Origin of the sequence: Burkholderia sp. AU31624, assembly GCF_020420065.1 — a bacterium.
Classification (GTDB): domain Bacteria; phylum Pseudomonadota; class Gammaproteobacteria; order Burkholderiales; family Burkholderiaceae; genus Burkholderia.
The window spans coordinates 127,705-149,285 of the sequence record NZ_JAIZRT010000002.1; the positions used below are offsets into that span (position 1 = coordinate 127,705).

Genomic DNA, 21,581 nt, shown 5'->3' on the forward strand with positions numbered 1-21,581 from the left:
GCATCAGCGGCTTGTCGATACGAAAGCCTCGATCGCGCGCGATGAAACAGGCGGGCACGCAACCCGCCACCACGCTCAATGCCCCGACGCTTCCTCCAGCGTCAGATGCTTCGTCTCCGGCGCCCACGCGATCGACACGATCATCCCCACCAGCAGCACGCCCGCCAACGCGAACATCGTCGCGTGAAAGCCGAGCGTCGCGATGCCGACCGGCAGCAGGAACGTGCCGATCGCCGAACCGAGCCGGCTGCACGCGATCGCGAGCCCCACGCCGCTCGTGCGCACTTCGGTCGGGAAGCACTCGGGCGGGAAGACGCCCACGAGGTTGCTGAACGCCGACATCGTCAGCGTGAAGATCGCGAACGCGACGATCATCGCGACGGCCGCCGACGACGGCAGCACCGCCAGCGCGACGAGCGACGCGCACGTCACCGCGAACGAGCCGATCAGGAAGCCGCGCCGCGACAGTCGGATCGTCAGCCAGATGCCGATCAGCGCGCCGAGCACCAGGAAGCCGTTCAGCAGCAGGTCCGCGCCGAAACCTTCGGCGAGGCCGATCGTCTTCAGGATCGTCGGCAGGAACGTGTAGATCGCGAAATACGGAATCACGAGGCACACGAAAAACGCGCAGTTGAACATCGTGCGGCGGATCAGGTCACGCTGGAACAGCCGCGCGAAGCCGCCATGCGCATGCGGCTCGGTCGAACCGTCGAGCATCACGTGCGGCCCGAAATGCTTCGCGACGATCGCCCGTGCTTCCTTCTCCCGGCCCTTGCCGAGCAGCCAGCGCGGCGATTCGGGCGTGCCGATCCGCAGCACCAGCACGATCAGCGCGGGCAACGCCGCCGACGCGAGCAGCCAGCGCCATGCATCCGGCGTGGCGTCGCTGTACGCGAGGCCGAGCACGTTCGCGGCGACATAGCCGATCGTCCAGATCACGCTGAACGAACCGAGCAGCGCGCCGCGATGCTTGCGCGGCGAGAATTCGGCGAGGATCGCGTGACCGACCGTGAAGTCGCCGCCCATCCCGAAGCCGATCAGCACGCGCAGCACACACAGTTCGAGCGGCGACGTGACGAAAAACTGCGCGAACGCGGCCGCCGTGATGATCACGAAGCTCGTCAGGAAGATCTTCTGCCGGCCCATCCGGTCGGACAGCCAGCCGAACACGAGGCTGCCGAAGAAGATGCCGATCAGCGCGGAGCTGCCGATCATCCCCATCCAGAACGCGTCGATCGGCATCTGCCTGCCGAGCGCGGCGAGCGCATAGCCGATCGTGCCGAGCGTGTAGCCCTCGGTGAAATGCGCGCCGAACGTCAGGCCGGCGATCTTCACGTGGAAGCGGTTGAGCGGCACGTCGTCGAGCGCGACGGGGCGGTGCGGCGCATCGGCGCCACGCGACAGCGGCAACGCGCGTGCGGTACCGGATTGAACGTTGGCTTGAGTCAAGCTGCCTCCTGGATTGTTATCGGGCGCGCAGCGGCGCGCGCAGGCGGAGCGCCGCCGCGCGTGCCGTGCAGGGCGCCGCGCGGCCGGACGGCGCGCGGTGCGGGTCGACCGCGGGGAGCGGCCGGCGGTCAGCGGCCGAGGCCGGCCATCAGCGTGTACTTGAGTTCCACGTACTCGTCGAGGCCGTACTTCGAGCCTTCGCGGCCGAGCCCCGATTGCTTGACGCCGCCGAACGGCGCGACTTCGGTCGAGATGATCCCGTCGTTGACGCCGACCATCCCGCTCTCCAGCGCCCCCGACACGCGCCACGCACGGCCGAGGTCGCGCGTGTAGAAGTACGCGGACAACCCGAACGGCGTGTCGTTGGCCGCGGCCACCGCCTCTTCCTCGGTCGCGAACCGGAAGCAGCCGGCGACGGGGCCGAAGGTTTCCTCTTCGGCGATCAGCATGTCGGCCGTCATGCCGGTCAGCACGGTCGGCTCGTAGAACGTGCCGCCGAGCGCATGGCGCTTGCCGCCGGTGAGCGCGTGCGCGCCCTTCGCGGTGGCGTCGGCCACGTGCCGCTCGACCTTGCCGAGCGCCGCCTCGTTGATCAGCGGCCCCTGGTCGACTTCACTCGCGAGCGCGTTGCCGACACGCAGCTTGCGCACGGCATCCGCGAGCTTGTGCGTGAACGCGTCGTACACGCCGTCCTGCACGAGAAAGCGGTTCACGCACACGCAGGTCTGGCCCGTGTTGCGGAACTTCGACGCGATCGCGCCTTCGACCGCCGCATCGAGATCGGCATCGTCGAACACGATGAACGGCGCGTTGCCGCCGAGTTCGAGCGACAGCTTCTTCAGCGTGTCGGCCGACTGCTTCGCGAGCAGCTTGCCGACCCGTGTCGAACCCGTGAACGACAGCTTGCGCACGACGGACGAACTCGTCAGCGTCTCGCCGATCGCGACCGCATCGCCCGACACCACGTTGAACACGCCGGCCGGCACGCCCGCGCGCTCGGCGAGCACCGCGAGCTCGAACGCCGACAGCGGTGTTTCCTCGGACGGCTTCAGCACCATCGTGCAGCCGGCCGCGAGCGCGGGGCCGGCCTTGCGCGTGATCATCGCCAGCGGGAAATTCCACGGCGTGATCGCCGCGACGACACCGACCGGCTCGCGCGTGACGACGATCTGCGCATTCGGCTTCGGGCTCGGGATCACGTCGCCGTACATGCGCTTCGCTTCTTCCGCGAACCATTCGAGAAAGCTCGCCGCATACGCGACTTCGCCACGCGCTTCCGCGAGCGGCTTGCCTTGTTCGCGCGTCAGCAGCTCGGCGAGCGCGTCGCGGTTGTCGAGCATCAGCTCGCCCCAGCGCTTCACGCGGGCGCCGCGCTCCTTTGCGGTCAATGCGCGCCAGGCGGGAAATGCGTGTGCTGCCGCATCGATTGCGCGTTGCGTGTCGTCGGCGCCGCCTTTCGCGACCTTCGCGATCGTCTCGCCGGTCGCCGGGTTCAGCACCGGATAGGTTGCATCGCTCGCGCCATGCGATTCGTGCCATTCACCGCCGATGTAATGGCCGGTCCTCAGAAATTCGTTCATTGTGTGTCGTTCCTTCAGTGCCTCGGAGCTTCGTGCATCAGTGCATCAGTGCTTCAGTCCGTCGCGAAGCTGCCCTGCGCCGGACGCGATTCGCGCGCGATGCGCTTGCCGGCCGTGTAGTCGTTGATCAGGTCGCACGGCGTGTAGTTGCGTTCCAGCTCGTGCAGCTCTTCGTCGGTGAGCTGCGTTTCGAGCGCGCCGAGCGCGCTGTCGAACTGCGCGACGGAATCCGCGCCGACCAGCATGCTCGCGATGCCGGGGCGGCTCAGCACCCATGCCTGCGCGATCTGCGCGGGCGGCACGCCGCGGCGCTTCGCGACCTTCGCGACCGATGCCGCGATCGCGAGCGACGACGCGTCGCCGTACATCTGCGCGGTGAAGAAGTCGGTCTGGTTGCGCGTCGATTGCGGCTCGCAGGTGAGCAGGCCGCGCGCGAGCGGGCTGAACACCGATACGCCGACGCCCTGATCGATGCAGTACGGCACCATCTCGCGCTCTTCCTCGCGATACGCGAGGTTCAGCTGCAGCTGCATGTTGATCGGCTTGTCCCAGCCGTTTCGTTCGCAGGCCTGCATGATCTTCGCGAACTGCCACGTATACATCGTCGACACGCCGATATAGCGCGCCTTGCCTGCACGCACGATGTCGTGCAGCGTGCTCATCGTTTCCTCGACGGGCGTGTTCACGTCGAAGAAGTGCAGCATGAAGATGTCGACGTAATCCATCCCGAGGCGCTTCAGCGAGCCGTCGATACCGTCGAGCACGTGCTTGCGCGAATGGCCGCCCGCGTTCGGATAGCTGCCCATGTCGTAGCCGACCTTGGTCGTCACGACGAGCTCTTCGCGGCGCGCGTTGCGCTTCAGGATGCGGCCGACCACTTCCTCGCCGACGCCCGTCGAATAGAAATCCGCGAGATCGATGAAGTTCACGCCGGCGTCGAGCGCGCGGCGCACGATCGGCTCGCTCTGCGCTTCGTCGAAGATCCAGGGCTTCCATTCGGGGGTGCCCATGTTCATCGTGCCGAGACACAGGCGGGACACCTTCAGGCCGGACTGGCCGAGGCGGACGTATTCCATGTTTCCTCCAGATGCGGCCGTCCGTCGCGCGTCGGCCGCTTGTCGTCGTCAGTTTTTCTTCGGGGTGTAGAACGGGTTCGACACGTCGCGGGCGGCGGCGAACACCGCGTCGCGATGCGGCAGCCCTTCCATCGCGGCGACGATCGCGTTGCGGCACGCGCGGTAGTTGTTCTCGAATACGGCGTCGAGATCGTCGGTCTGCGGGTTCACCCAGTTCGCCGACACGACGACCCAGTCGTTCTCCGCTTCGGGCGGCAGCGTGCCGTTCTCGAGCGCTTCGGCCACGGCCTTCGCGATGCCGGCCTGCGACGCGCCCCACGTGGCGTTGCCGTGGAAATCGCTGGCGATCTGCGCCTTGTTCACGTACAGCGTGAGCGGCTTGGTCGGCACGCCCGGCTGCGCGATCACGACGAACGGCGCATGGCCGGCCGACGGCGTCGCGAGCGCGGTGGCGAACGCCTGGCCCGCCGGGCCGTTGCGCGGGCCGACCAGCACGTTGATGTGCGCGAGGTTGACGCCGGGGCCTTCGAAGCCTTCGCCGATGTAAAGCTGCCTGGGTTGGGATGCGGTCATTGCGGTGTCTCGTCGATGAGGTGGGGGTGAGGCGATTGTGGTGGGCCGTGAGGCGGCCGGTGAATCGATGTTTTCTGATCGGGCCATGAGTTTTCGTCGTCTCCGGGAAAGCCCTGAAGCCGGCCCGCGCATGCCCGCCGGGCGGGCCTCGGCCGTGGTCGTGACGGCGGGCGGGGCGGGATCGGCGGGTGGGCATGCGCGTACCGGCTCCGGGTTTGTCATACCCGGGCAGGGGTTGGAGGGCCGAGCGCATCCGGACAACAATCGGCGTACTCCGAGCCGTATCTTTCGTCTTCCCTACTTTTTTCGAAAGCGAGTAATTTCGATGGCTGCCATTCAAAAGCCCGATTGGTCGAAGCTCAGTTCGCTCGATCCGGAACTGATCCGGGCATTCGTCGCGGTCGTCGAAAGCGGCGGTTTCACCGCGGCGGCCCGGCAACTGCATCGCACGCAGTCGACGATCAGCCTGCGCATCCGCACGCTCGAGGAACGGCTCGACACGCACCTGTTCATGCGCAACAGCCGGCGGCTCGAGCTGTCGCGCGACGGCGAGAATTTCCTGATCCATGCGCGCCGGATCATCCAGGTGCAGAACGACGCGATCCTCGCGCTGAAGCAGGCGAGCAGCGACCGCGGCGTCGTGCGCTTCGGGCTGCCCGAGGACTACGCGGAGCTGTGGCTGCCCGACCTGCTGAAGTCGTTCTATGCGATGCGGCCGGGCGCGCGCCTGCACGTGCATTGCCGGATGTCGCTCGAACTGCTCGACCGGCTGCAGGCCGGCGAGCTCGACGTGGCGCTCGTCGTGCGGCACGGGCCCGGCGCGGGCGGCCGGGTGCTCGGCCGGCACGATGTCGTGTGGGCCGCGCACCGCGATTTCGCGCTCGACCGCCATGCGTCGGTGCCGCTCGCGCTGTTCCCGGAAACGTGCTGCTACCGGCAGCGCGGGCTGCAGGCGCTCGCGACGGCCGACCGGTCGTTTCATGTCGTCTACACGAGCCAGAGCCCGACCGGCATCAAGATCGCGGTGAACCACGGCGCGGCCGTGACGATGATCGACCGCTGCACGTTGCCCGGGAACTGGCGCGTGCTCGACGAGGCGGACGGCTTTCCGTCGCTGCCGGCGGCCGACCTCGAACTGCATCGCTCGCCGGGCATCTGCGATCCGCTGACCGACGATCTGGTGTCGCTGATCGAATCGATGGTCGACGAGCGGCGGCGCGCGTCGCTCGAGGCGTTTGCCGCGTAACGGGAGCAACGCCAAGGCGACCGCGGCGCGGGTGAAGTCGACGCGCGCCGCGGCGCGTGACCACGGGGCGCGGACGACGGCGCACCGCCGGCCGCCGGTGACCGGTCACCGGTCATCGCCCGGTGATGTGATGTGTCCCCCCCATGCCGTTTTTTGCATCGGCGGCACGTTTTTTTGCACGACGTTTATGTCGTCTCTTCTAAGCTGGGGACGTGTCGAACAGCCGAGACGGCTTCCGTCCGCTCCATGACCTTCATTCGTCCCGTTCCCGCCTTCCACGTCGCCGGCCGCCCGTTACGCGCCGGCGCACCCGACAACGTCATTCCGTTCCCGCCGCCGCGCCCGCGCCTGCAGTTGCCCGTCACGCTGACGGCCGCCTCCGGCGAAGCCGCGCACGCCCGCCTCGCGGCGCTGCTGCATTCCCCGCTCGGCGTGTACGTCGTCAGCGCGCGCGCCGTGCGCGACGTGGTTCACGTGCACTTCGACATCGCGCCGGAAGACCTGGATTTCACGCTGCACATGCTGATCGCGCAGCAGGCCGATGCGGTGATCGGGCCGGTCGCCCGCCGCTTGCGCCTCGGGCCGAACGCGCGGTAAGTCGAGGAACGGTTGTTGCTCGTTCCTGAATGGTTTGTCCGATCCGCCGCCTGATTGCCGGTCGCCGTGCCGTCCGCCCGCAGGCGGCGGACAGGCGCGCGACACAGCATGCGCGGCGCCGATCCTGAATACGGAGGGGTCATGGGCCTCATGGAAGCAGTACCTGTCGCGCGGCCGGAAAGCCGTCGCGTAAGGACGGCGTCGCTGCCGTCGGGCCAGCAGCTCGCGCGTCAGCTCGTGACGACGGTGCGCGTGGCCGAAGTGCTGCTGCACCAGGCGATCGTCCTGCCCGACCGGCATCAGTGGTCGGTCGACACCGAACGGGTCGACGCGGCCGGCGGGCCGCTCGAGGCGTGGGAAACCTGCGTGACCTGGCGGATCGGCAAAGTGTTCGCGTCGACGGTCAGCCCGGCCGCGCGCGTCAACGATCGCGACCAGGTCGCGGTCGAGATCCGGCTCTATTTGCCCGAACAGGACTATGTGGCCGGGCGGCACGTGAGCACCTTCGGCCTCCGCCACGGCAACGCGTTCGGCGCGACGCTGTCGGTCGCGTCGGGCGCGCAGTGGGGCTGGCAACGCAAGGAGCACGTCGCGCCGGAACACCGGCACGTGCGCGGCGAGACGCTCGAGGCGCTCGTCGATACGGTCGCCGCGAACGTCAACGCGGCGCTGGGCGCGGCCGGGTTCGGCGCGACGCGCTGATCAGGCTTCGCCGGTCTGCCCGGTCTGCCGCTGCAGGTCTTCCATCAGCTGTTCCGCGAGAAAGTCGCACGGCGGCCGCTTCGATTTCGTGCTGCGCGCGAGGATCAGCTCGAGCGGCGGCAGGTCGGGCAGCCCGTGCGAGCGGCCGAGCATCGACAGCTGCGCGGGAATCGCGCAGCGCGCGAGCGGCGCGACGGCCAGGCCGGCCTCGACCATGCTGAGCAGCCCGAGCAGGCTCGGGCTTTCATAGGAGGTGCGGTATGGCACCTTGGCGCGCTCCAGGCTGCGGATCGCGTTCTCGCGCGCCACGCTGCCCGGCATGAACACCGCGATCGGCAGCGGCCGCTCTTCCCACACGCGCGGCCCGTTCGTCATCGCGGCCCACGCCATCGGCTCGTGGCGGATGAAGTCGCCGGACAGCCCCTTGATGCGCGTGCCGCACACGAGATCGACGGTGCCGTCCTTGATCAGCGGCGCGAGCGCGCTGCTCGGCAGCCCCATCACCTGGATCTCGACCTTCGGGTAGGTCGCCGAGAATTTCTTCAGGACCGACGGCAGCAGCGACGACGCATAGTCGTCCGGCACGCCGATCACGACCTTGCCGGTCACTTCCGGCCGCACCACGGCCGCCCAGGCCTCGTCGCGCAGCGCCAGCATTCGTCTGGCGAATCCCAGCAGCACCTCGCCTTCGCGCGTCAGCACGATGCTGCGCGGCTTGCGCACGAACAGCGGCCGGCCGATCGCGTCTTCCAGGCTCTTGATCTGCATGCTCACGGCCGACTGCGAGCGGTTCACGGCCTCGGCGGCGCGGGTCATGTTGCCGGTTTCCGCGACGGCGACGACGGTGGCCAGCACGTCGTGATCAAGCATCTTCATAGGTATCAGGAAAACTGAACGTAACGATCAGCATTATGCGTTTTTATTGTTGCTGTGTGTCTGCCATAGTGCGATCACGCTGGCGTTTCACCCGAGGGTGGCGCGGCGTTCGGGCCGGCCGAGCCGGCGTGCAGCACTGAACAGGAAAGCGTGGTGTCTCGATGATGGACCATCCGTTGCGCGCCGCACTGGCCGCGGAATTGCATGCCCGGCCGTTCCTGCGGCTCGCCGAAGCCGTGTCGCTCACGCATTACGCGATCTACGCGGACGGCCAGCCCGACATCCACGAAACGCTGCTGCACGCGCTGTGCCGCGACACCGGCATCGCCGCGCCGCACGAAGGCGCGACACACTACGCGGTGCAGTCGCCGAGCGGCTGGCACCTGAAGTGGGAACGCCACACCGAATTCTCGACCTTCACGTTCGTCGCGCCGCGTCGCGACACCGGCTATTTCGACGATCTCGCGATCGAAGGCATTCCGGCCGCGTGGTTCGCGCGGCTGGCCGGCATCCGCTTCGTCGCGGTGCGCATGGAGCTGCTGTCGGGCGACGCCGCGCGGCTCGTGTGCGGCGACCTGCGCCGCTGGATCGACGGGCCCGCGCTCGTCGGCAGCAACGTGCTCGGCGGCGGCAAGGTGTTCTGCGACTGGCACGTGCGCGACGACGGCTTCATGCGCTTTCTCGTGGTCGACGAGGATTTCCGCGAGGAGCAGGGCGGCCGGCTGCTGCAGCGCCTGTATGAAATCGAAACCTACCGGATGATGGCGCTGCTCGCGCTGCCCGTCGCGCGCCGGATGAGCCGCGAGCTCGACGAGATCCACGCGGCGCTGCACGCATTGATGCAGCGGATGGACGCGAGCGGCGCGGACGGCGACGACACGGCGCTGCTCGTCAAGCTCACGCATCTCGCGGTGCGGGTCGAATCGCTGTCGGGATCGGGCGCACGTTTCAGCGCCTCGCGGGCGTACGAAAAGCTCGTGCTGGCGCGCATCCACGAGCTGCGCGAGGAGCGCATCGAAGGGATGCCGACGATCGCCGAATTCATGGAGCGCCGCTTCGCGCCGGCGATGGAAACCTGCCGCAGCGTATGGGCGCGCCACGAGCAGATCGCCGCGCGGATCGCGCGGGCGGTCGACCTGCTGCGCACGCGCGTGAACCTTGCGCAGGAGAAGGACGTGACGCGCCTGCTGGCGGGCATGGAGCGCACCGCGCGCAATCAGCTTCACTTGCAGCACGCGGTCGAAGGGCTGTCGGTGGCCGCCATTTCGTACTACGTGCTGTCGCTCGCGACGGCGGCGTTCAAGGCGCTGCACGTGATGAACCTGCCGGTCGATCCGGAACTGGCGGAAGGCCTGCTGATCGCGCCGGTCGTGTTCGCGGTGATTCACATCACGCGGCGCACGCGCGCGCAGCTGGCGCGATCGGAGGCCGCGCATGACGGCGCGCCCGTGCATGCGGCGGCGTTGAAGCAGGCTGGTTAGACCATCTAAAACACAATCAATGAAAGGAATGGAGATGACTTTTTCGCAGACACAAGCGGGCTTTTACAGCGGTTTCGATGCCGCGTTCGACGAACCGGCACCGGGTGAGCCGGGCGCGCCGGACGAGCCGCGCGTGACGTCGTATCAAGCCGTGCTGCAGGAGCCGATGACGTCGCTCGTCGGGAATACGATCGATCGGCCGGACGTCGCGGCGGTGGCGATTCTCGGGTACAACTGACGCGCGGTCGCTTCGCGTCGGTTCAATGCAACGCGGGCGTTTCGTTCGAGTGAAGCGTCGAACGCCCGCGCGCCGGCTTTCCCCGCCGTTCAGCATGACGGGCATTCAGCCGGACATCCGTTTGCGCGCCGCACGCGCGATGCTTTCCCCATTCGATTTCCCTGTCCCCTGCGCCAGCGCCAGTTCGACGAACGCGCGCGCGGCCGCGCTCCGGTACGCCCCCTTGCGCTGCAGCAGCACGGCCGTGCGCCGCAGGACGGCCGGATCGAGCGCGACGGCAGCGAGATCGTCGTGCCCGGCCGCGATCGTCGCCGGCAGCAACGTCGCGAGATTCGTGCGGCGCACGATCTCGATCACCGCCCCCAGTGAATTTGCCTCCATCAACACGCGTGGCCGCACGTCGTGCTCGCGGAAATAGCGGTCGATCTGCACGCGTGTCGCGAACTCGGCCGTGAGCAGCACGAGCGGCGCATCGTGCAGCGCGCGCAGGCCGGCCTTGCGTTTCCCGGCGAGCGCATGCGCGCGGTTCACGACGAGCGCGAGCGTTTCGACCAGCAGCGTTTGCGCGTCGATATCCGCCGTCTGCACCTCCTCGAACGCGATGCCGACATCGAGCTCGTCGTCGGCGAGCAGCGCCTCGATGCGTTCCTGCGACATCTCGCGCACCGACAGCGACACATCCGGGTAGCGGCCGTGAAACGCCTCGACGAGCGGCCCGACGAGATAGCTCGTGAAAGTCGGCGTGACCGCGATCCGCAGCGAGCCGCGGCTCAGGTCCTGCACGTCGTGAATCGCGCGCCGACCTTCCGCGAGATCGTGCAGCGCCTGCCGCGCATAGCGGAAATACACGTCGCCGGCGTCGGTCAGCCGCGTCACGCGCCCGGTGCGGTCGAACAGCTGCGCGCCGAGCGTCTCCTCGAGCTGCCGGATCTGCTGGGACAGCGCGGGCTGCGACACATGCAGCGCGGCGGCCGCGCGCGTGAAGCTGCGGTGCTCGGCGACGGCGAGAAAGTAGTGGATATGGCGCAGCAGCATGGCGGTTCCTATAAGTCCTGCTTATCGGGAAGATCATAAATCAGTCTTTTACGTTATTGGAAGTCCGGCGTAACCTGCCCTTCATCGATTTCACCTGCCCCGGAGAACACACGATGAAGGACATCATCGAAGGCTTCCTGAAGTTCCAGCGCGACGCCTATCCGGAACGCGCCGCGCTGTTCCGCGATCTCGCGCGCAGCCAGAACCCGCGGGCGCTGTTCATCTCGTGCTCGGACAGCCGGCTCGTGCCCGAACTCGTCACTCAGCGCGAACCGGGCGACCTGTTCGTGATCCGCAATGCCGGCAACATCGTGCCGTCGTACGGCCCCGAGCCGGGCGGCGTATCGGCATCGGTCGAATACGCGGTGGCCGCGCTGCGCGTGACCGACGTCGTGATCTGCGGCCATTCCGATTGCGGCGCGATGACCGCGATCGCCACCTGCCAGTGCCTGGACCACATGCCGGCCGTCGGCCACTGGCTGCGCTACGCCGATTCGGCGCGGGTCGTGAACGAGGCACGCACGCATCGCGGCGAACGCGAGCGGATCGACTCGATGGTGCGCGAGAACGTCGTCGCGCAACTGGCGAACCTGAAGACGCACCCCGCCGTGCGGCTCGCGCTCGAGGAAGGGCGCCTCGCGCTGCACGGCTGGGTCTACGACATCGAATCGGGCTGCATCGACGCCTTCGACGGCGCGACCGGCCGGTTCGTCTCCCTGGCGGACCACCCCGAGGTCCGCGCCACGCCCGCGACGCTTGCCGTCGCGGCCTGAATCCGGATTGCTCCCACCCCACCACGAGGAATTGCCATGATCCAGTCCCAGCACAGCCAGACCGCCCGCCACGCGCTTGCCGAAACCATCGTGCTCGCGAAGGCGCGCAAGAACCTGTCGTTCGCGCAGCTCACCGAAGGCACGGGCCTGAGCGAAGCGTTCGTGACGGCCGCGCTGCTCGGCCAGCACGCGCTGCCGGCGCGCGCCGCACGCAGCGTGGCCGACAAGCTCGGCCTCGATGACGACGCGGTGTTGCTGCTGCAGATGATCCCGCTGCGCGGCAGCATCGACGATCGCGTGCCGACCGACCCGACCATTTACCGGTTCTACGAAATGCTGCAGGTGTACGGCACGACGCTGAAGGCGCTGGTCCACGAGAAGTTCGGCGACGGCATCATCAGCGCGATCAATTTCCGGCTCGACGTGAAGAAGGTCGACGATCCCGAAGGCGGGTCGCGCGCGGTGATCACGCTCGACGGCAAGTACCTGCCGACCAAGCCGTTCTGATGCCGGCGCGGTGCCGCGGCAGCGGTGCCGCGCAGGTTCCTGCCCGACGTGCGTGGGCCGCCGGCCGGCGCACGTTCCCGCCATTCCGTTTCAACGAGGACGCAGCCATGGATTTTGTGAAGCGCACGATCGATCTTGCGATGAAGAACGTGGAAGAGGCGGCCGCCCGTTCGCGACGGTGATCGTCCGCGACGGCGAGATCGTCGCGGAAAGCCCGAACCTCGTCGCGCAAACCAGCGACCCGACCGCGCACGCCGAGATCCTCGCGGTGCGCGATGCGTGCCGCAAGCTCGGCACCGAGCACCTGAGCGACTGCGAGATCTACATTCTCGCGAGCCCGTGCCCGATGTGTCTCGGCTCGTTGTACTACTGCAGCCCCAAACGCGTGATCTACATCACGACGCGCGAGGACTACGCGCCGTTCTACCGCGACGACCGCAAGTATTTCGAGCTCGACACGTTCTACGCCGAATATGCGAAGCCGATCGACGAGCGCCGGTTGCCGATGGTGCAGCAGAAGCACGGCGACGCGATCAACGTCTACCGGCGCTGGAAGGAACTGGACGCGAAGTGACGTGATCCGCGCGGCGCACCGGCCGCGCGTGGCGGCCGCCCGGCTGCTCGTTTTCCCCACCCTCCGTTTCACCCGGCGGCGCCCATGCCGCCGGGTGCCCGCGCTGCCGCACGGGGCCGGCTTGGGCCCCCGTTTTCCCGCCTCGCCAAACATCGATCCCGTTCAATGTCCGGAACCGAAATCCGCGATCCAAAAGCTTTTTGACGGGTTTAAAAATTCGCACTGGAGACGACAGAAACGTGCGGAAAGCCCGATGAAAACCGATGAAATCTTCATGACAGCCAACGCGACGCGTCCGGTCGGTCGCGACTGACAGCCGTCGATCGCCGTGCGTTCCGCCCCCCCTGTTTCATTGCGCCATTCGTTGCGGACGAGGAATCGCTCGATCCCTCCCCGCCAGCACCGCGCGACCGGCCGGCCGGTTGCGCCTGACGCCTGAGATTCGCTTACCTGCCTAACACGGACCATCATGAAACGGGATTCATTCAGTACACCTGATGCGCTGCATCGCCCGGCGACGGACATGCTCAAGCCGAACGACGCCTTCGTGCGCATCGAAAACGTCGTGAAGAAATTCGGCGACAGCACCGCCGTCGACAACGTGAACCTGACGATCGCGAAGAACGAGCTGTTCGCGCTGCTCGGCAGCTCGGGCTGCGGCAAGTCGACGTTGCTGCGCATGCTCGCCGGGCTCGAGACGGCCACCTCCGGCAAGATCTTCGTCGACGGCGAGGACCTCGCATCGCTGCCGCCGTACCGCCGCCCGGTGAACATGATGTTCCAGTCGTACGCGCTGTTCCCGCACATGACGGTCGAATCGAACGTCGCGTTCGGCCTGAAGCAGGAAGGCACGCCGAAGCACGAGATCAAGGAGCGCGTGGCCGATGCGCTCGCGCTCGTACAGATGAGCAAGTACGCGCAGCGCAAGCCGCATCAGCTCTCCGGCGGCCAGCAGCAGCGCGTCGCGCTCGCGCGTTCGCTGGTCAAGCGCCCGAAGCTGCTGCTGCTCGACGAGCCGATGTCCGCGCTCGACAAGAAGATCCGCCAGAAGACCCAGCTCGAACTCGTGAACATCATCGAGAAGGTCGACGTGACCTGCGTGATGGTCACGCACGACCAGGAAGAGGCGATGACGATGGCCAGCCGCCTCGCGGTGATGAGCGAAGGCAAGATCGTGCAGATCGGCGCGCCGGGCGAGGTGTACGAGTTTCCGAACAGCCGCTTCTCGGCCGAATTCATCGGCTCGACCAACCTGTTCGAAGGGCGCGTGGTAGAGGACGAACCCGATCACATCTTCGTTGAAAGCGACGACCTCGAAGCGCGCATGTACGTGAGCCACGGCATCACCGGCCCGCTCGGGATGCCGGTCGGCATCTCCGTGCGCCCGGAGCGCATTCACGTGTCGCGCGAAAAACCCGGCTCGAAACACAACTGGGCGCGCGGCGTCGTGACCGACATCGCGTACATGGGCAGCTACTCGCTGTACCACGTGCGCCTGCCAAGCGGCAAGACGGTGGTGTCGAACCTGTCGAGCTCGCACCTGATGAACGACAACGCACCGGCGTGGAACGACGACGTGTTCGTGTCGTGGTCGCCGGCCAGCGGCGTCGTGCTGACGCAGTGAGGACGCCACGATGAGAACCTCCGCCTCCAATCCGTCCGCGCCGGTGCCGACCGGCGCCGCGAGCACTGGTGCCGCCCGCGCCCGCCCGGGCCGCCTTGCCGCGCTGTCGCGCTTCCTGCCGTCGGGCCGCAGCGTCGCGATCGGCGTGCCGTTCGTGTGGCTGGCCGTGTTCTTCGCGCTGCCGTTCGTGCTGGTGCTGAAGATCAGCTTCGCCGACCAGGTGATGGGCATCCCGCCGTACACGTCGCTCGTCGAGATCAAGGACGGCATCGTGCACTTCGCGCTGCAGCTGTCGCACTACGCGTTCCTGCTGCAGGACGACCTGTACATCGCGACCTACCTCAGCTCGCTGAAGATGGCCGCCGTGTCGACGGTGCTGTGCCTGCTGATCGGGTACCCGATGGCGTACTACATCGCCCGCTCGGAGCCGAACCGCCGCAACGTGCTGATGATGGCCGTGATGCTGCCGTTCTGGACGTCGTTCCTGATCCGCGTGTACGCATGGATCGGCATCCTGAAGGATGACGGCCTGCTGAACCACACGCTGATCGCGCTGGGCATCATCCACACGCCGCTGCGGCTCTATCACAGCGACGCGGGCGTCTACATCGGGATGGTCTATTCGTACCTGCCGTTCATGGTGATGCCGCTGTACGCGCACCTGGTGAAGACGGACCTGACGCTGCTCGAAGCCGCGTACGACCTCGGCGCGAAGCCGTGGGTCGCGTTCACGCGCATCACGCTGCCGCTGTCGAAGAACGGGATCATCGCCGGCAGCCTGCTGGTGTTCATCCCGGCAGTCGGCGAGTACGTGATCCCGGAGCTGCTCGGCGGCGCCGACACGCTGATGATCGGCCGCGTGATGTGGGATGAATTCTTCAACAACATGGACTGGCCGATGGCGTCCGCGGTGACGGTCGCGATGGTGCTGCTGCTGCTGGTGCCGATGGCGCTGTTCCAGTACTACCAGGTCAAGGAACTGGAGGACGCGAAATGATCAAGCCGAGCAAACCGCTGTCGACGGGCGTCCTCGCCTTCGGCTTCCTGTTCCTGTACATCCCGATCATCAGCCTGGTCGTGTACTCGTTCAACGAGTCGAAGCTGGTGACGGTGTGGTCGGGCTTCTCGCTGAAGTGGTACTCGGCGCTGCTGGACGACGACGAGCTGCTGAGCGCCGCGTGGCTGTCGCTGAAGATCGGCTTGCTGACGGCCACCGCATCGGTCGTGATCGGCACGTGGGCGGGCTTTGTGCTCGCGCGCTTCGGCCGCTTCAAGGGCTTCACGCTGTACACGGGGATGATCAACGCGCCGCTGGTGATCCCGGAAGTGATCCAGGGCATCTCGCTGCTGTTGCTGTTCGTTGCGCTGGAGCAGATGTTCGGCTGGCCGAAGGGGCGCGGGATGGTGACGATCTGGATCGGTCACGTGATGCTGTGCGTGTCGTACGTGGCGATCATCGTGCAGTCGCGCGTGAAGGAGATGAACAAGTCGCTGGAAGAGGCGGCGCTGGATCTCGGCGCGACGCCGCTGAAGGTGTTCTTCGTGGTGACGCTGCCGCTGATCTCGCAGGCGCTGCTGTCGGGTTGGCTGCTGTCGTTCACGCTGTCGATCGACGACCTGGTGCTGTCGGCGTTCCTGTCCGGGCCGGGCTCGACGACGCTGCCGCTGGTGGTGTTCTCGCGCGTGCGGCTGGGGCTGAACCCGGAGATGAACGCGCTGGCGACGCTGTTCATCACGGCGGTGACGATCGGCGTGATCGTCGTGAACCGGATGATGATCGCGCGCGAACGACGCCGTATCGCCGACATGAAGGCGGCGTTCGCGGTGGCGTGAGGGCAGGCGTGGGGCACGGGCATGAACGCGGCCGGCCACGTGATGCGTCACGACGGGTGACGAAGGCGGCGGGTGAGCCGGCACGGCATGCCCGCCGCCGCGCTATAGTCGTACGATTCCCGCCCGGGATGTTGCATGCCCGGCGGACTCTCTCTTCGACCGAACCCGCCCCCATGACAACGCAACCCGACGTTTCCATCCGGCTCACCGACACCGAACAGCCGGCCGCACACGACTTCATCAGCCGCAAGCTCGGCGAATTCAATCACGCGATGACGGGGCGCGCCGACGCGGCCACGCTCGACGTGTACGTCACCGATCCCGCGACCGGCGAGATCATTGGCGGCCTGACCGGGCGCACGTCGCTCGGCCTCTTCTTCATCGATCTGTTCTACCTGCCCGAATCGCTGCGCGGCGGCGGCTTCGGCAGCCGGCTGCTGCGCGAGGCCGAAGCGGAAGCGAAACGACGGGGATGCGCGCGTGCGGTGCTCTACACGATCTCGTTCCAGGCACCGGATTTCTACCGGAAGCAGGGCTACGAAGCGTTCGGCGAAGTGCCGTGCGAGCCGGAAGGCGCGTCGCGCGTGTTCATGGTGAAGGTGCTTTGAACCGGCTCGGCCGGCTCGTGTCGCGCGGTCGGATCTTCGTGGCGATCACCTTCGGCACGTAGCAGTGGTGAGCGACCGGATCGACGAACAGGCCTCTGAAGGACCCTTCGCCCTTCTCGTCGGATCTGAACGTCAGCATCCCTGCTCAGCAGGCGTTACCGATTGCCGGCCACGCGAGTCGGCGCCGCCCCGTGCAAACCGACACGGGGCGCATGCCACGCACTTCAGCAATGCTCCAGCGCGTACGACAGGTCGGCGATCAGGTCGTCCGGATGTTCGAGCCCGACCGACACGCGAATCAACCCTTCCGACACCCCCGCCGCCGCACGCGCGTCGGCCGGCACGCCCGAATGCGTGGTCGACGCCGGATGGCAGATCAGCGACTCCGTGCCGCCGAGACTGACCGCCGACTTGAAGAGCGTCAGGTGGTTGATGAACCGGAACGCCTGCTCGCGGCCGCCGTCGAGGATGAACGCGAACGTGGAACCCGGCCCGCTGCACTGGCGTTGATAGACGGCCTGATAGGCCGGATCGTCGATGAGCTCGGGATGCAGCACGCGCACCGGCCGATGCGGATTGTCGGCGAGCCAGCGGGCGACGGCGCTGCCGCTGCGGGCCGCCTGCTGCATGCGCAGCACGAGCGTTTCCATCGAGCGCGTGATCATCCACGACGAATGCGGGTCGAGCTGCGAGCCGAGCGTGCTGCGGACCGAGCGGATCTTCGTGATCAGCGCGCGAGCGCCCGTGACGCCGCCGGCGACGAGGTCGCTATGCCCGCCGATGTATTTCGTCAGCGAGTACACGCTCAGGTCGATGCCCTGCCGCGACGGCTTCTGGTACAGCGGGCCGAGCAGCGTGTTGTCGCAGACCGACAGCGGGCGATAGCCGTGGCGTGCCTCGAACGCGTCGATCTCGCCGCGCAGCCCTTCGAGGTCGAACAGCGCGTTGGTCGGGTTCGCGGGCGTCTCGATGTAGCACATCCGCACGGTGCCCTTTTGCGCGGCCGCTTCGAGCGCGGCGCGAATCGCGTGGGTGGACAGCCCGTCGGCGATCACTTCGGAGCGGATGCCCCACTCGGGCAGGAACTTCGAGATCAGCGTTTCGGTGCCGCCGTACAGCGGCACGGACTGGACGACGCAGTCGCCCGGCCGCAGGAAGGTCAGCAGGATCGCGGCGATGGCCGACATGCCGCTCGACGTCACGACGGCCGCTTCGGAATCGTCGAGCAGGGCGAGGCGATCCTCGACGATCTCCAGGTTCGGGTGATTGAAACGGCTGTAGACGAGGCCCGCGCCTTCGCCTTCGGGTGAAGGCTTGCGCCCGGCCACGACGTCGAAGAATTCGGCGCCGTCCTCGGCCGTGCGGAACGCGAATGTCGACGTGAGGAACACGGGCGGCTTCACCGATCCTTCCGACAGGAACGGATCGTAGCCGTACGACATCATCTGGGTTTCGGGATGAAGTTCCCGGTCTGCAATCTTGCGCTTGTGGTAATTGCGATAGGCCATGCAGTGCTCCTTGCAGGGGTGGTGAGGAACGGCCGTTGCAGCGGTTGCATGACGCACGCGGCGCCGGGTAGGCACCGGCCGTTGCGACCGCGTGTGGCGATACTACCCCGAAGGCGCTGCTTCGTGACGCACCCCTGACACAGTCGTCAGGGTGTCGCCTGTTCGACGATCATGTCGTACAGCGCACGCGCGGCCGGCGACAGTTGCGCGCGCTTGCGCGTGACGAGCACGAGCGTGCGCGACACCGCCGGCTCGACGAGCTCGATCGTGCGGATCATCGGATACGCGTTCTTCTGGATCGCGAGCTTCGGCACCACGGCCGCGCCGAGCCCTTCCGCGACGAGGCCGAGCGCCGTCGAGCTGCGCTGCACTTCGTAGAACGAATGCAGCGACACGCCGCTCGTCTTCAGCGCGCCGTCGAGCAGCCCGCGATTGCCGCTCACTTCACCGGCGAAGATCAGCGGATGCGGCTGCAATGCCGCCCAGCGAATGCGCCGCCGCTTCGCGAGCGGATGATCGTCGCGGCACACCAGCACATACGGATCGCTCGTCAGCGGCACGTTGACCAGTTCGGGATGCTGATCGCCCGCGATGCCGATGCCGAACTCGGCCTCGCGATGCAGCACGGCCTGCAGCACCGACGCCGACGCATGATCGAGGATCTTCACGCGATCGTGCGGCCGGTGCGCGGAGAACGCGCGCAGGATGCGTGGCAGGTATTGCACGCCGACCGTCGGCACGCACGCGATCGTGACGTCGCCGCGCTGGCTCAGGCCGGTTTCGCGAATTTCGGTGAGCGCGTCGGACAGTTCGTTCAGCAACCGGCGCGCTTGCGGCAGGAAACGCCGGCCGATTTCGGTGAGCGTGGTGCGGCGCGTGGTGCGCTCGACGAGCGCGACGCCGAGGAAGGTTTCGAGCTTGCGCAGCCGCTGCGTGATGGCCGTCTGCGTGACGTGCAGCGTGTCGGCCGCCTGCCGGAAGCTGCCGCCGTCGGCGATGGCGACGAAGGCCTGGACACCGAGCGTATCGATTTTCATTAGAGATTTGAATCAATCACGATATTAAATTCATTTTACTGAACTCGGTGACGATCGCAGAATGCGGTGCATCGACGGCCACCGGCATCCCGTCCGCATGGGAGGCAACGCCGTCCACGCCGACCAGGAGAAACGACATGACGACCCCACTCGATCGATACGCGGCCCAGTACGTGCAATTCGAGGACGAACGCACGCGGCCGATCCGCGACCTGCTGGCCGCCGTGCCGAACACGCCGATCCATACCGCGATCGACATCGGCTGCGGGCCCGGCAATTCGACCGAGGCGCTGATCGCCCGTGCGCCGGACGCAACGGTCCATGGGATCGATGCATCGGCGGACATGATCGACGCGGCGCGCACGCGCCTGCCGGGCCTGCGTTTCGATGTCGTGGATATCTCCACCTGGGACGATCCGGGCGGCTACGACCTGATTCTCGCGAATGCGGTGCTGCAATGGGTGCCCGCGCACGACACGCTGTTTCCGGCACTCGTCGGCCGGCTCGCATCGGGCGGCCATCTTGCGGTGCAGATGCCCGACAACCTCGACGAACCCGCGCACCGGCTGATGCGCGAGGTCGCCACGGCCGGGCCGTGGGCGGACAAGCTGAAGGGCGCGGCGCGCACCGAGCGGTTCGATGCGCGCCACTACCACGCGCTGCTGTCGCCGCTGTGCTCGCGGGTGGACGTGTGGCGCACGACTTACTACCACCCGCTGCGCGGCGGTGCCGACGCGGTCGTGGAGTGGTTCAAGGGCAGCGCGCTGCGGCCGTTCCTCGCGGCGCTCGACGACGGCGAGCGCGCGGCGTTTCTCGCGCAGTATCGCGATGCGCTCGCCGGACCGGGCGGCTATCCGGCGCTCGCCGACGGCACCGTGCTGCTGCCGTTCCCGCGCCTGTTCATCGTCGCGACGCGGACATAACGCACGGGCGGCCGTGCGTCAGCGCACCGGCCGCACCGATTCCGGGTCGACCGTGCGGATCCGCGCGGTCTGCCCGTCGCGCAGGTCCTTGTACCAGAACAGCGCCACTTCGCCGTCGTTCTCGTCATCCGCGTACAGCAGACGATCGTGTCCGCCCAGCACGAAGCCTGAGCGAGCATACGTGCTGCACGCGGCGACGTTGTTCGACTGCGTTTCCAGCCGCATGAAGCCGAACCCGTGGCCGCGCGCCCACGATTCGGCGGTCGCCAGCAGCAACTGCCCGATGCCTTGCCGCCGGTACTGGCGGTCGACGGCCAGCTCCGCGATCTCCGCCATCCCGTTCCAGCTCTGGCCGATGGCCACGAACCCGGCGAGCCGGCCGCCGGCCGTCGCACGAAAGAGCGCCGTCTTGCCGGTCGCTTCGTCCGCCCAGCCGGCCGGATCGAACCCGTAGTTCTTGCGGCGTGCAGGCAGCGCGCGGAGATCGAGCAAATCCTGATACGGCGCGTTCAATTCCCAGGCGATGTCGAACGAGAAGTCGCATCGGTCCAGTTCGTCGGCGGGCAGCCCGGTCGTCTGTTCGATGCTGATGTGCTCGGCTCGGTCCATGTGTCGGTGTCCTGTCTTCTGCGGGATGCGTGGTGGTGTCCGTGATGCGATTGTCGGCGCCATGATATGCGCCGCATCGAGTGTGTTCCTGCTTCGATTTTTTGTGCCCGCACCATCTACCGCGCGTGAGACCGGCACAGACCGGCTGCGTCCGTGCCGGTGGAACGCGGTCAAGCGACGAACCGGACGGCCGCGCAAACGTGTGCGGGGTTCGCGCGCCGGCAGGGGCGCTCGTTCAATCGCCTGATTATGCTGGATTTCCGCGGTGGCCCCGTGCTCGCATCGGTGCGATGACGGTCGTCGCGTGTCGTGTAATCGAACCGCGTGGCCGCCAGTCGCATCTGGATGAAAGACGACAGGACCCCAAACAATTGCTGACGGCAGTCTCGGCTATACGTTCTCGAAGCTCGACGGACGCTTCGACGGTAGGTGGCACCAGGTCAATGCCGCGCTCGACTATGCGTTGTCGAAGCGCACGGACGTGTACATGAGCGCGGCCTACCAGAAGGCGTCGGGCAGCAACACGATCAATGGCCGCGTGGTGCCGGTGCAGGCCGAGATCGGCTCGTCGGGGTCGTTCATCGGCAACGCGGGCGCGAACACGCAGTTCGTCACGCGGATCGGCCTGCGTCACAAGTTCTGACATCCGACACGGCCGTTCGGCGCGTTCCACGAGGATCGGCTCGTCTAGCGCGTGCCGCGTGGCTGGAAAGGCATTCGGGCGCGACGGGG

24 protein-coding genes and 1 pseudogene are annotated in these 21,581 nt (G+C 67.2%); 15 read left to right on the forward strand and 10 right to left on the reverse strand.

The annotated features are described in order from the left end of the window. Positions 1-75 precede the first annotated feature (75 nt). The 4 genes from LGM89_RS05755 to fae form a co-directional block, all read right to left on the reverse strand. Entirely contained in the window at positions 76-1,410 is a 1,335-nt protein-coding gene (locus LGM89_RS05755) for an MFS transporter (RefSeq protein WP_226273002.1), read from the reverse strand. 167 nt (positions 1,411-1,577) lie between these two features. Beyond that, entirely contained in the window at positions 1,578-3,029 is a 1,452-nt protein-coding gene (locus LGM89_RS05760) for an NAD-dependent succinate-semialdehyde dehydrogenase (RefSeq protein WP_226272543.1), read from the reverse strand. A gap of 53 nt (positions 3,030-3,082) precedes the next feature. Further along, positions 3,083-4,105 (reverse strand): aldo/keto reductase, encoded by a 1,023-nt coding sequence (locus tag LGM89_RS05765; RefSeq protein ID WP_039369873.1) that lies wholly within the window; start codon positions 4,103-4,105, stop codon positions 3,083-3,085. Between the two features lie 48 nt (positions 4,106-4,153). After that, entirely contained in the window at positions 4,154-4,678 is a 525-nt protein-coding gene (gene fae / locus LGM89_RS05770; RefSeq protein WP_011356415.1) for a formaldehyde-activating enzyme, read from the reverse strand. A gap of 325 nt (positions 4,679-5,003) precedes the next feature. Between fae and LGM89_RS05775 the strand changes: the two genes are divergently transcribed. The 3 genes from LGM89_RS05775 (at position 5,004) to LGM89_RS05785 (ending at position 7,223) form a co-directional block, all read left to right on the forward strand. Then, on the forward strand, positions 5,004-5,924 hold the full coding sequence (locus LGM89_RS05775) for a LysR family transcriptional regulator (RefSeq protein ID WP_089474013.1): 921 nt from the start codon (positions 5,004-5,006) through the stop codon (positions 5,922-5,924). A 246-nt stretch (positions 5,925-6,170) separates the two neighbouring features. Then, the gene (locus LGM89_RS05780; RefSeq protein ID WP_226208175.1) at positions 6,171-6,521 is read left to right on the forward strand and encodes a hypothetical protein; all 351 of its coding nucleotides are present in this window, start codon (positions 6,171-6,173) and stop codon (positions 6,519-6,521) included. A gap of 141 nt (positions 6,522-6,662) precedes the next feature. Beyond that, positions 6,663-7,223, forward strand: a complete 561-nt coding sequence (locus LGM89_RS05785; protein ID WP_226272544.1) for a hypothetical protein — start codon at positions 6,663-6,665, stop codon at positions 7,221-7,223. Here the strand turns inward: LGM89_RS05785 and LGM89_RS05790 are convergent, their stop codons facing one another. Next, positions 7,224-8,099 (reverse strand): LysR family transcriptional regulator, encoded by an 876-nt coding sequence (locus LGM89_RS05790; protein ID WP_089428468.1) that lies wholly within the window; start codon positions 8,097-8,099, stop codon positions 7,224-7,226. Positions 8,100-8,260: 161 nt separating this feature from the next. Between LGM89_RS05790 and LGM89_RS05795 the strand changes: the two genes are divergently transcribed. Both LGM89_RS05795 and LGM89_RS05800 read left to right on the forward strand, forming a co-directional pair. Next, positions 8,261-9,580, forward strand: coding sequence for a DUF3422 family protein (locus LGM89_RS05795; RefSeq protein WP_089457473.1), 1,320 nt, complete (start codon positions 8,261-8,263; stop codon positions 9,578-9,580). A 34-nt stretch (positions 9,581-9,614) separates the two neighbouring features. Continuing rightward, the gene (locus LGM89_RS05800; RefSeq protein ID WP_089429190.1) at positions 9,615-9,818 is read left to right on the forward strand and encodes a hypothetical protein; all 204 of its coding nucleotides are present in this window, start codon (positions 9,615-9,617) and stop codon (positions 9,816-9,818) included. A 105-nt stretch (positions 9,819-9,923) separates the two neighbouring features. On the opposite strand, the gene cynR is transcribed toward LGM89_RS05800, so the two are convergent. After that, positions 9,924-10,853, reverse strand: coding sequence for a transcriptional regulator CynR (gene cynR / locus LGM89_RS05805; protein ID WP_226272545.1), 930 nt, complete (start codon positions 10,851-10,853; stop codon positions 9,924-9,926). A 113-nt stretch (positions 10,854-10,966) separates the two neighbouring features. On the opposite strand from cynR, the gene LGM89_RS05810 reads away from it, so the two are divergent. The 8 genes from LGM89_RS05810 (at position 10,967) to LGM89_RS05845 (ending at position 16,772) form a co-directional block, all read left to right on the forward strand. Then, a complete protein-coding gene (locus tag LGM89_RS05810; RefSeq protein ID WP_226272546.1) occupies positions 10,967-11,626 on the forward strand; it encodes a carbonic anhydrase in 660 nt (219 codons plus the stop codon). 36 nt (positions 11,627-11,662) lie between these two features. Further along, complete coding sequence (cynS, locus tag LGM89_RS05815) at positions 11,663-12,133, forward strand: cyanase (RefSeq protein ID WP_226272547.1); 471 nt, start codon at positions 11,663-11,665, stop codon at positions 12,131-12,133. 178 nt (positions 12,134-12,311) lie between these two features. Then, the gene (locus LGM89_RS05820) at positions 12,312-12,707 is read left to right on the forward strand and encodes a nucleoside deaminase (protein WP_319001497.1); all 396 of its coding nucleotides are present in this window, start codon (positions 12,312-12,314) and stop codon (positions 12,705-12,707) included. Between the two features lies 1 nt (position 12,708). Continuing rightward, complete coding sequence (locus tag LGM89_RS05825) at positions 12,709-13,020, forward strand: hypothetical protein (RefSeq protein ID WP_226272549.1); 312 nt, start codon at positions 12,709-12,711, stop codon at positions 13,018-13,020. A 210-nt stretch (positions 13,021-13,230) separates the two neighbouring features. After that, entirely contained in the window at positions 13,231-14,331 is a 1,101-nt protein-coding gene (locus tag LGM89_RS05830; protein ID WP_226273003.1) for an ABC transporter ATP-binding protein, read from the forward strand. A 10-nt stretch (positions 14,332-14,341) separates the two neighbouring features. Continuing rightward, on the forward strand, positions 14,342-15,328 hold the full coding sequence (locus LGM89_RS05835; protein ID WP_226272550.1) for an ABC transporter permease subunit: 987 nt from the start codon (positions 14,342-14,344) through the stop codon (positions 15,326-15,328). After that, a complete protein-coding gene (locus LGM89_RS05840; RefSeq protein WP_089473679.1) occupies positions 15,325-16,164 on the forward strand; it encodes an ABC transporter permease subunit in 840 nt (279 codons plus the stop codon). Before LGM89_RS05835 ends, LGM89_RS05840 begins: the two co-directional genes overlap by 4 nt. Positions 16,165-16,337: 173 nt before the next feature. Next, positions 16,338-16,772, forward strand: a complete 435-nt coding sequence (locus LGM89_RS05845) for a GNAT family N-acetyltransferase (protein ID WP_226272551.1) — start codon at positions 16,338-16,340, stop codon at positions 16,770-16,772. A gap of 224 nt (positions 16,773-16,996) precedes the next feature. Here LGM89_RS05845 and LGM89_RS05850 read toward each other — a convergent pair whose 3' ends face one another. The 3 genes from LGM89_RS05850 to LGM89_RS37115 form a co-directional block, all read right to left on the reverse strand. Continuing rightward, entirely contained in the window at positions 16,997-18,280 is a 1,284-nt protein-coding gene (locus LGM89_RS05850) for a cystathionine gamma-synthase family protein (protein WP_226272552.1), read from the reverse strand. Between the two features lie 146 nt (positions 18,281-18,426). Beyond that, positions 18,427-19,317, reverse strand: a complete 891-nt coding sequence (locus LGM89_RS05855; protein ID WP_089428458.1) for a LysR family transcriptional regulator — start codon at positions 19,315-19,317, stop codon at positions 18,427-18,429. A 16-nt stretch (positions 19,318-19,333) separates the two neighbouring features. After that, a complete protein-coding gene (locus LGM89_RS37115) occupies positions 19,334-19,456 on the reverse strand; it encodes a hypothetical protein (RefSeq protein WP_264170896.1) in 123 nt (40 codons plus the stop codon). On the opposite strand from LGM89_RS37115, the gene tam reads away from it, so the two are divergent. Then, the gene (tam, locus tag LGM89_RS05860) at positions 19,455-20,240 is read left to right on the forward strand and encodes a trans-aconitate 2-methyltransferase (RefSeq protein ID WP_226272553.1); all 786 of its coding nucleotides are present in this window, start codon (positions 19,455-19,457) and stop codon (positions 20,238-20,240) included. The two genes, LGM89_RS37115 and tam, sit on opposite strands and share 2 nt — an antisense overlap. Before the next feature lie 18 nt (positions 20,241-20,258). On the opposite strand, the gene LGM89_RS05865 is transcribed toward tam, so the two are convergent. Continuing rightward, positions 20,259-20,849, reverse strand: a complete 591-nt coding sequence (locus LGM89_RS05865; protein ID WP_089497843.1) for a GNAT family N-acetyltransferase — start codon at positions 20,847-20,849, stop codon at positions 20,259-20,261. 379 nt (positions 20,850-21,228) lie between these two features. Here LGM89_RS05865 and LGM89_RS05870 point away from each other — a divergent pair. Next, positions 21,229-21,492: pseudogene (locus tag LGM89_RS05870) on the forward strand (porin); the annotation flags it as partial. Between the last annotated feature and the right edge of the window lie 89 nt (positions 21,493-21,581).

Bases quoted from the DNA above. Each gene is read 5' to 3' on its own strand.
- LGM89_RS05760 (WP_226272543.1), bottom strand. From the start codon at position 3,029: ATGAACGAATTTCTGAGGACCGGCCATTACATCGGCGGTGAATGGCAC.
- LGM89_RS05765 (WP_039369873.1), bottom strand. From the start codon at position 4,105: ATGGAATACGTCCGCCTCGGCCAGTCCGGCCTGAAGGTGTCCCGCCTG.
- fae (WP_011356415.1), bottom strand. From the start codon at position 4,678: ATGACCGCATCCCAACCCAGGCAGCTTTACATCGGCGAAGGCTTCGAA.
- LGM89_RS05775 (WP_089474013.1), top strand. From the start codon at position 5,004: ATGGCTGCCATTCAAAAGCCCGATTGGTCGAAGCTCAGTTCGCTCGAT.
- LGM89_RS05780 (WP_226208175.1), top strand. From the start codon at position 6,171: ATGACCTTCATTCGTCCCGTTCCCGCCTTCCACGTCGCCGGCCGCCCG.
- LGM89_RS05785 (WP_226272544.1), top strand. From the start codon at position 6,663: ATGGGCCTCATGGAAGCAGTACCTGTCGCGCGGCCGGAAAGCCGTCGC.
- LGM89_RS05790 (WP_089428468.1), bottom strand. From the start codon at position 8,099: ATGAAGATGCTTGATCACGACGTGCTGGCCACCGTCGTCGCCGTCGCG.
- LGM89_RS05795 (WP_089457473.1), top strand. From the start codon at position 8,261: ATGATGGACCATCCGTTGCGCGCCGCACTGGCCGCGGAATTGCATGCC.
- LGM89_RS05800 (WP_089429190.1), top strand. From the start codon at position 9,615: ATGACTTTTTCGCAGACACAAGCGGGCTTTTACAGCGGTTTCGATGCC.
- cynR (WP_226272545.1), bottom strand. From the start codon at position 10,853: ATGCTGCTGCGCCATATCCACTACTTTCTCGCCGTCGCCGAGCACCGC.
- LGM89_RS05810 (WP_226272546.1), top strand. From the start codon at position 10,967: ATGAAGGACATCATCGAAGGCTTCCTGAAGTTCCAGCGCGACGCCTAT.
- cynS (WP_226272547.1), top strand. From the start codon at position 11,663: ATGATCCAGTCCCAGCACAGCCAGACCGCCCGCCACGCGCTTGCCGAA.
- LGM89_RS05830 (WP_226273003.1), top strand. From the start codon at position 13,231: ATGCTCAAGCCGAACGACGCCTTCGTGCGCATCGAAAACGTCGTGAAG.
- LGM89_RS05835 (WP_226272550.1), top strand. From the start codon at position 14,342: ATGAGAACCTCCGCCTCCAATCCGTCCGCGCCGGTGCCGACCGGCGCC.
- LGM89_RS05840 (WP_089473679.1), top strand. From the start codon at position 15,325: ATGATCAAGCCGAGCAAACCGCTGTCGACGGGCGTCCTCGCCTTCGGC.
- LGM89_RS05845 (WP_226272551.1), top strand. From the start codon at position 16,338: ATGACAACGCAACCCGACGTTTCCATCCGGCTCACCGACACCGAACAG.
- LGM89_RS05850 (WP_226272552.1), bottom strand. From the start codon at position 18,280: ATGGCCTATCGCAATTACCACAAGCGCAAGATTGCAGACCGGGAACTT.
- LGM89_RS05855 (WP_089428458.1), bottom strand. From the start codon at position 19,317: ATGAAAATCGATACGCTCGGTGTCCAGGCCTTCGTCGCCATCGCCGAC.
- tam (WP_226272553.1), top strand. From the start codon at position 19,455: ATGACGACCCCACTCGATCGATACGCGGCCCAGTACGTGCAATTCGAG.
- LGM89_RS37115 (WP_264170896.1), bottom strand. From the start codon at position 19,456: ATGTCGTTTCTCCTGGTCGGCGTGGACGGCGTTGCCTCCCATGCGGAC.
- LGM89_RS05865 (WP_089497843.1), bottom strand. From the start codon at position 20,849: ATGGACCGAGCCGAGCACATCAGCATCGAACAGACGACCGGGCTGCCC.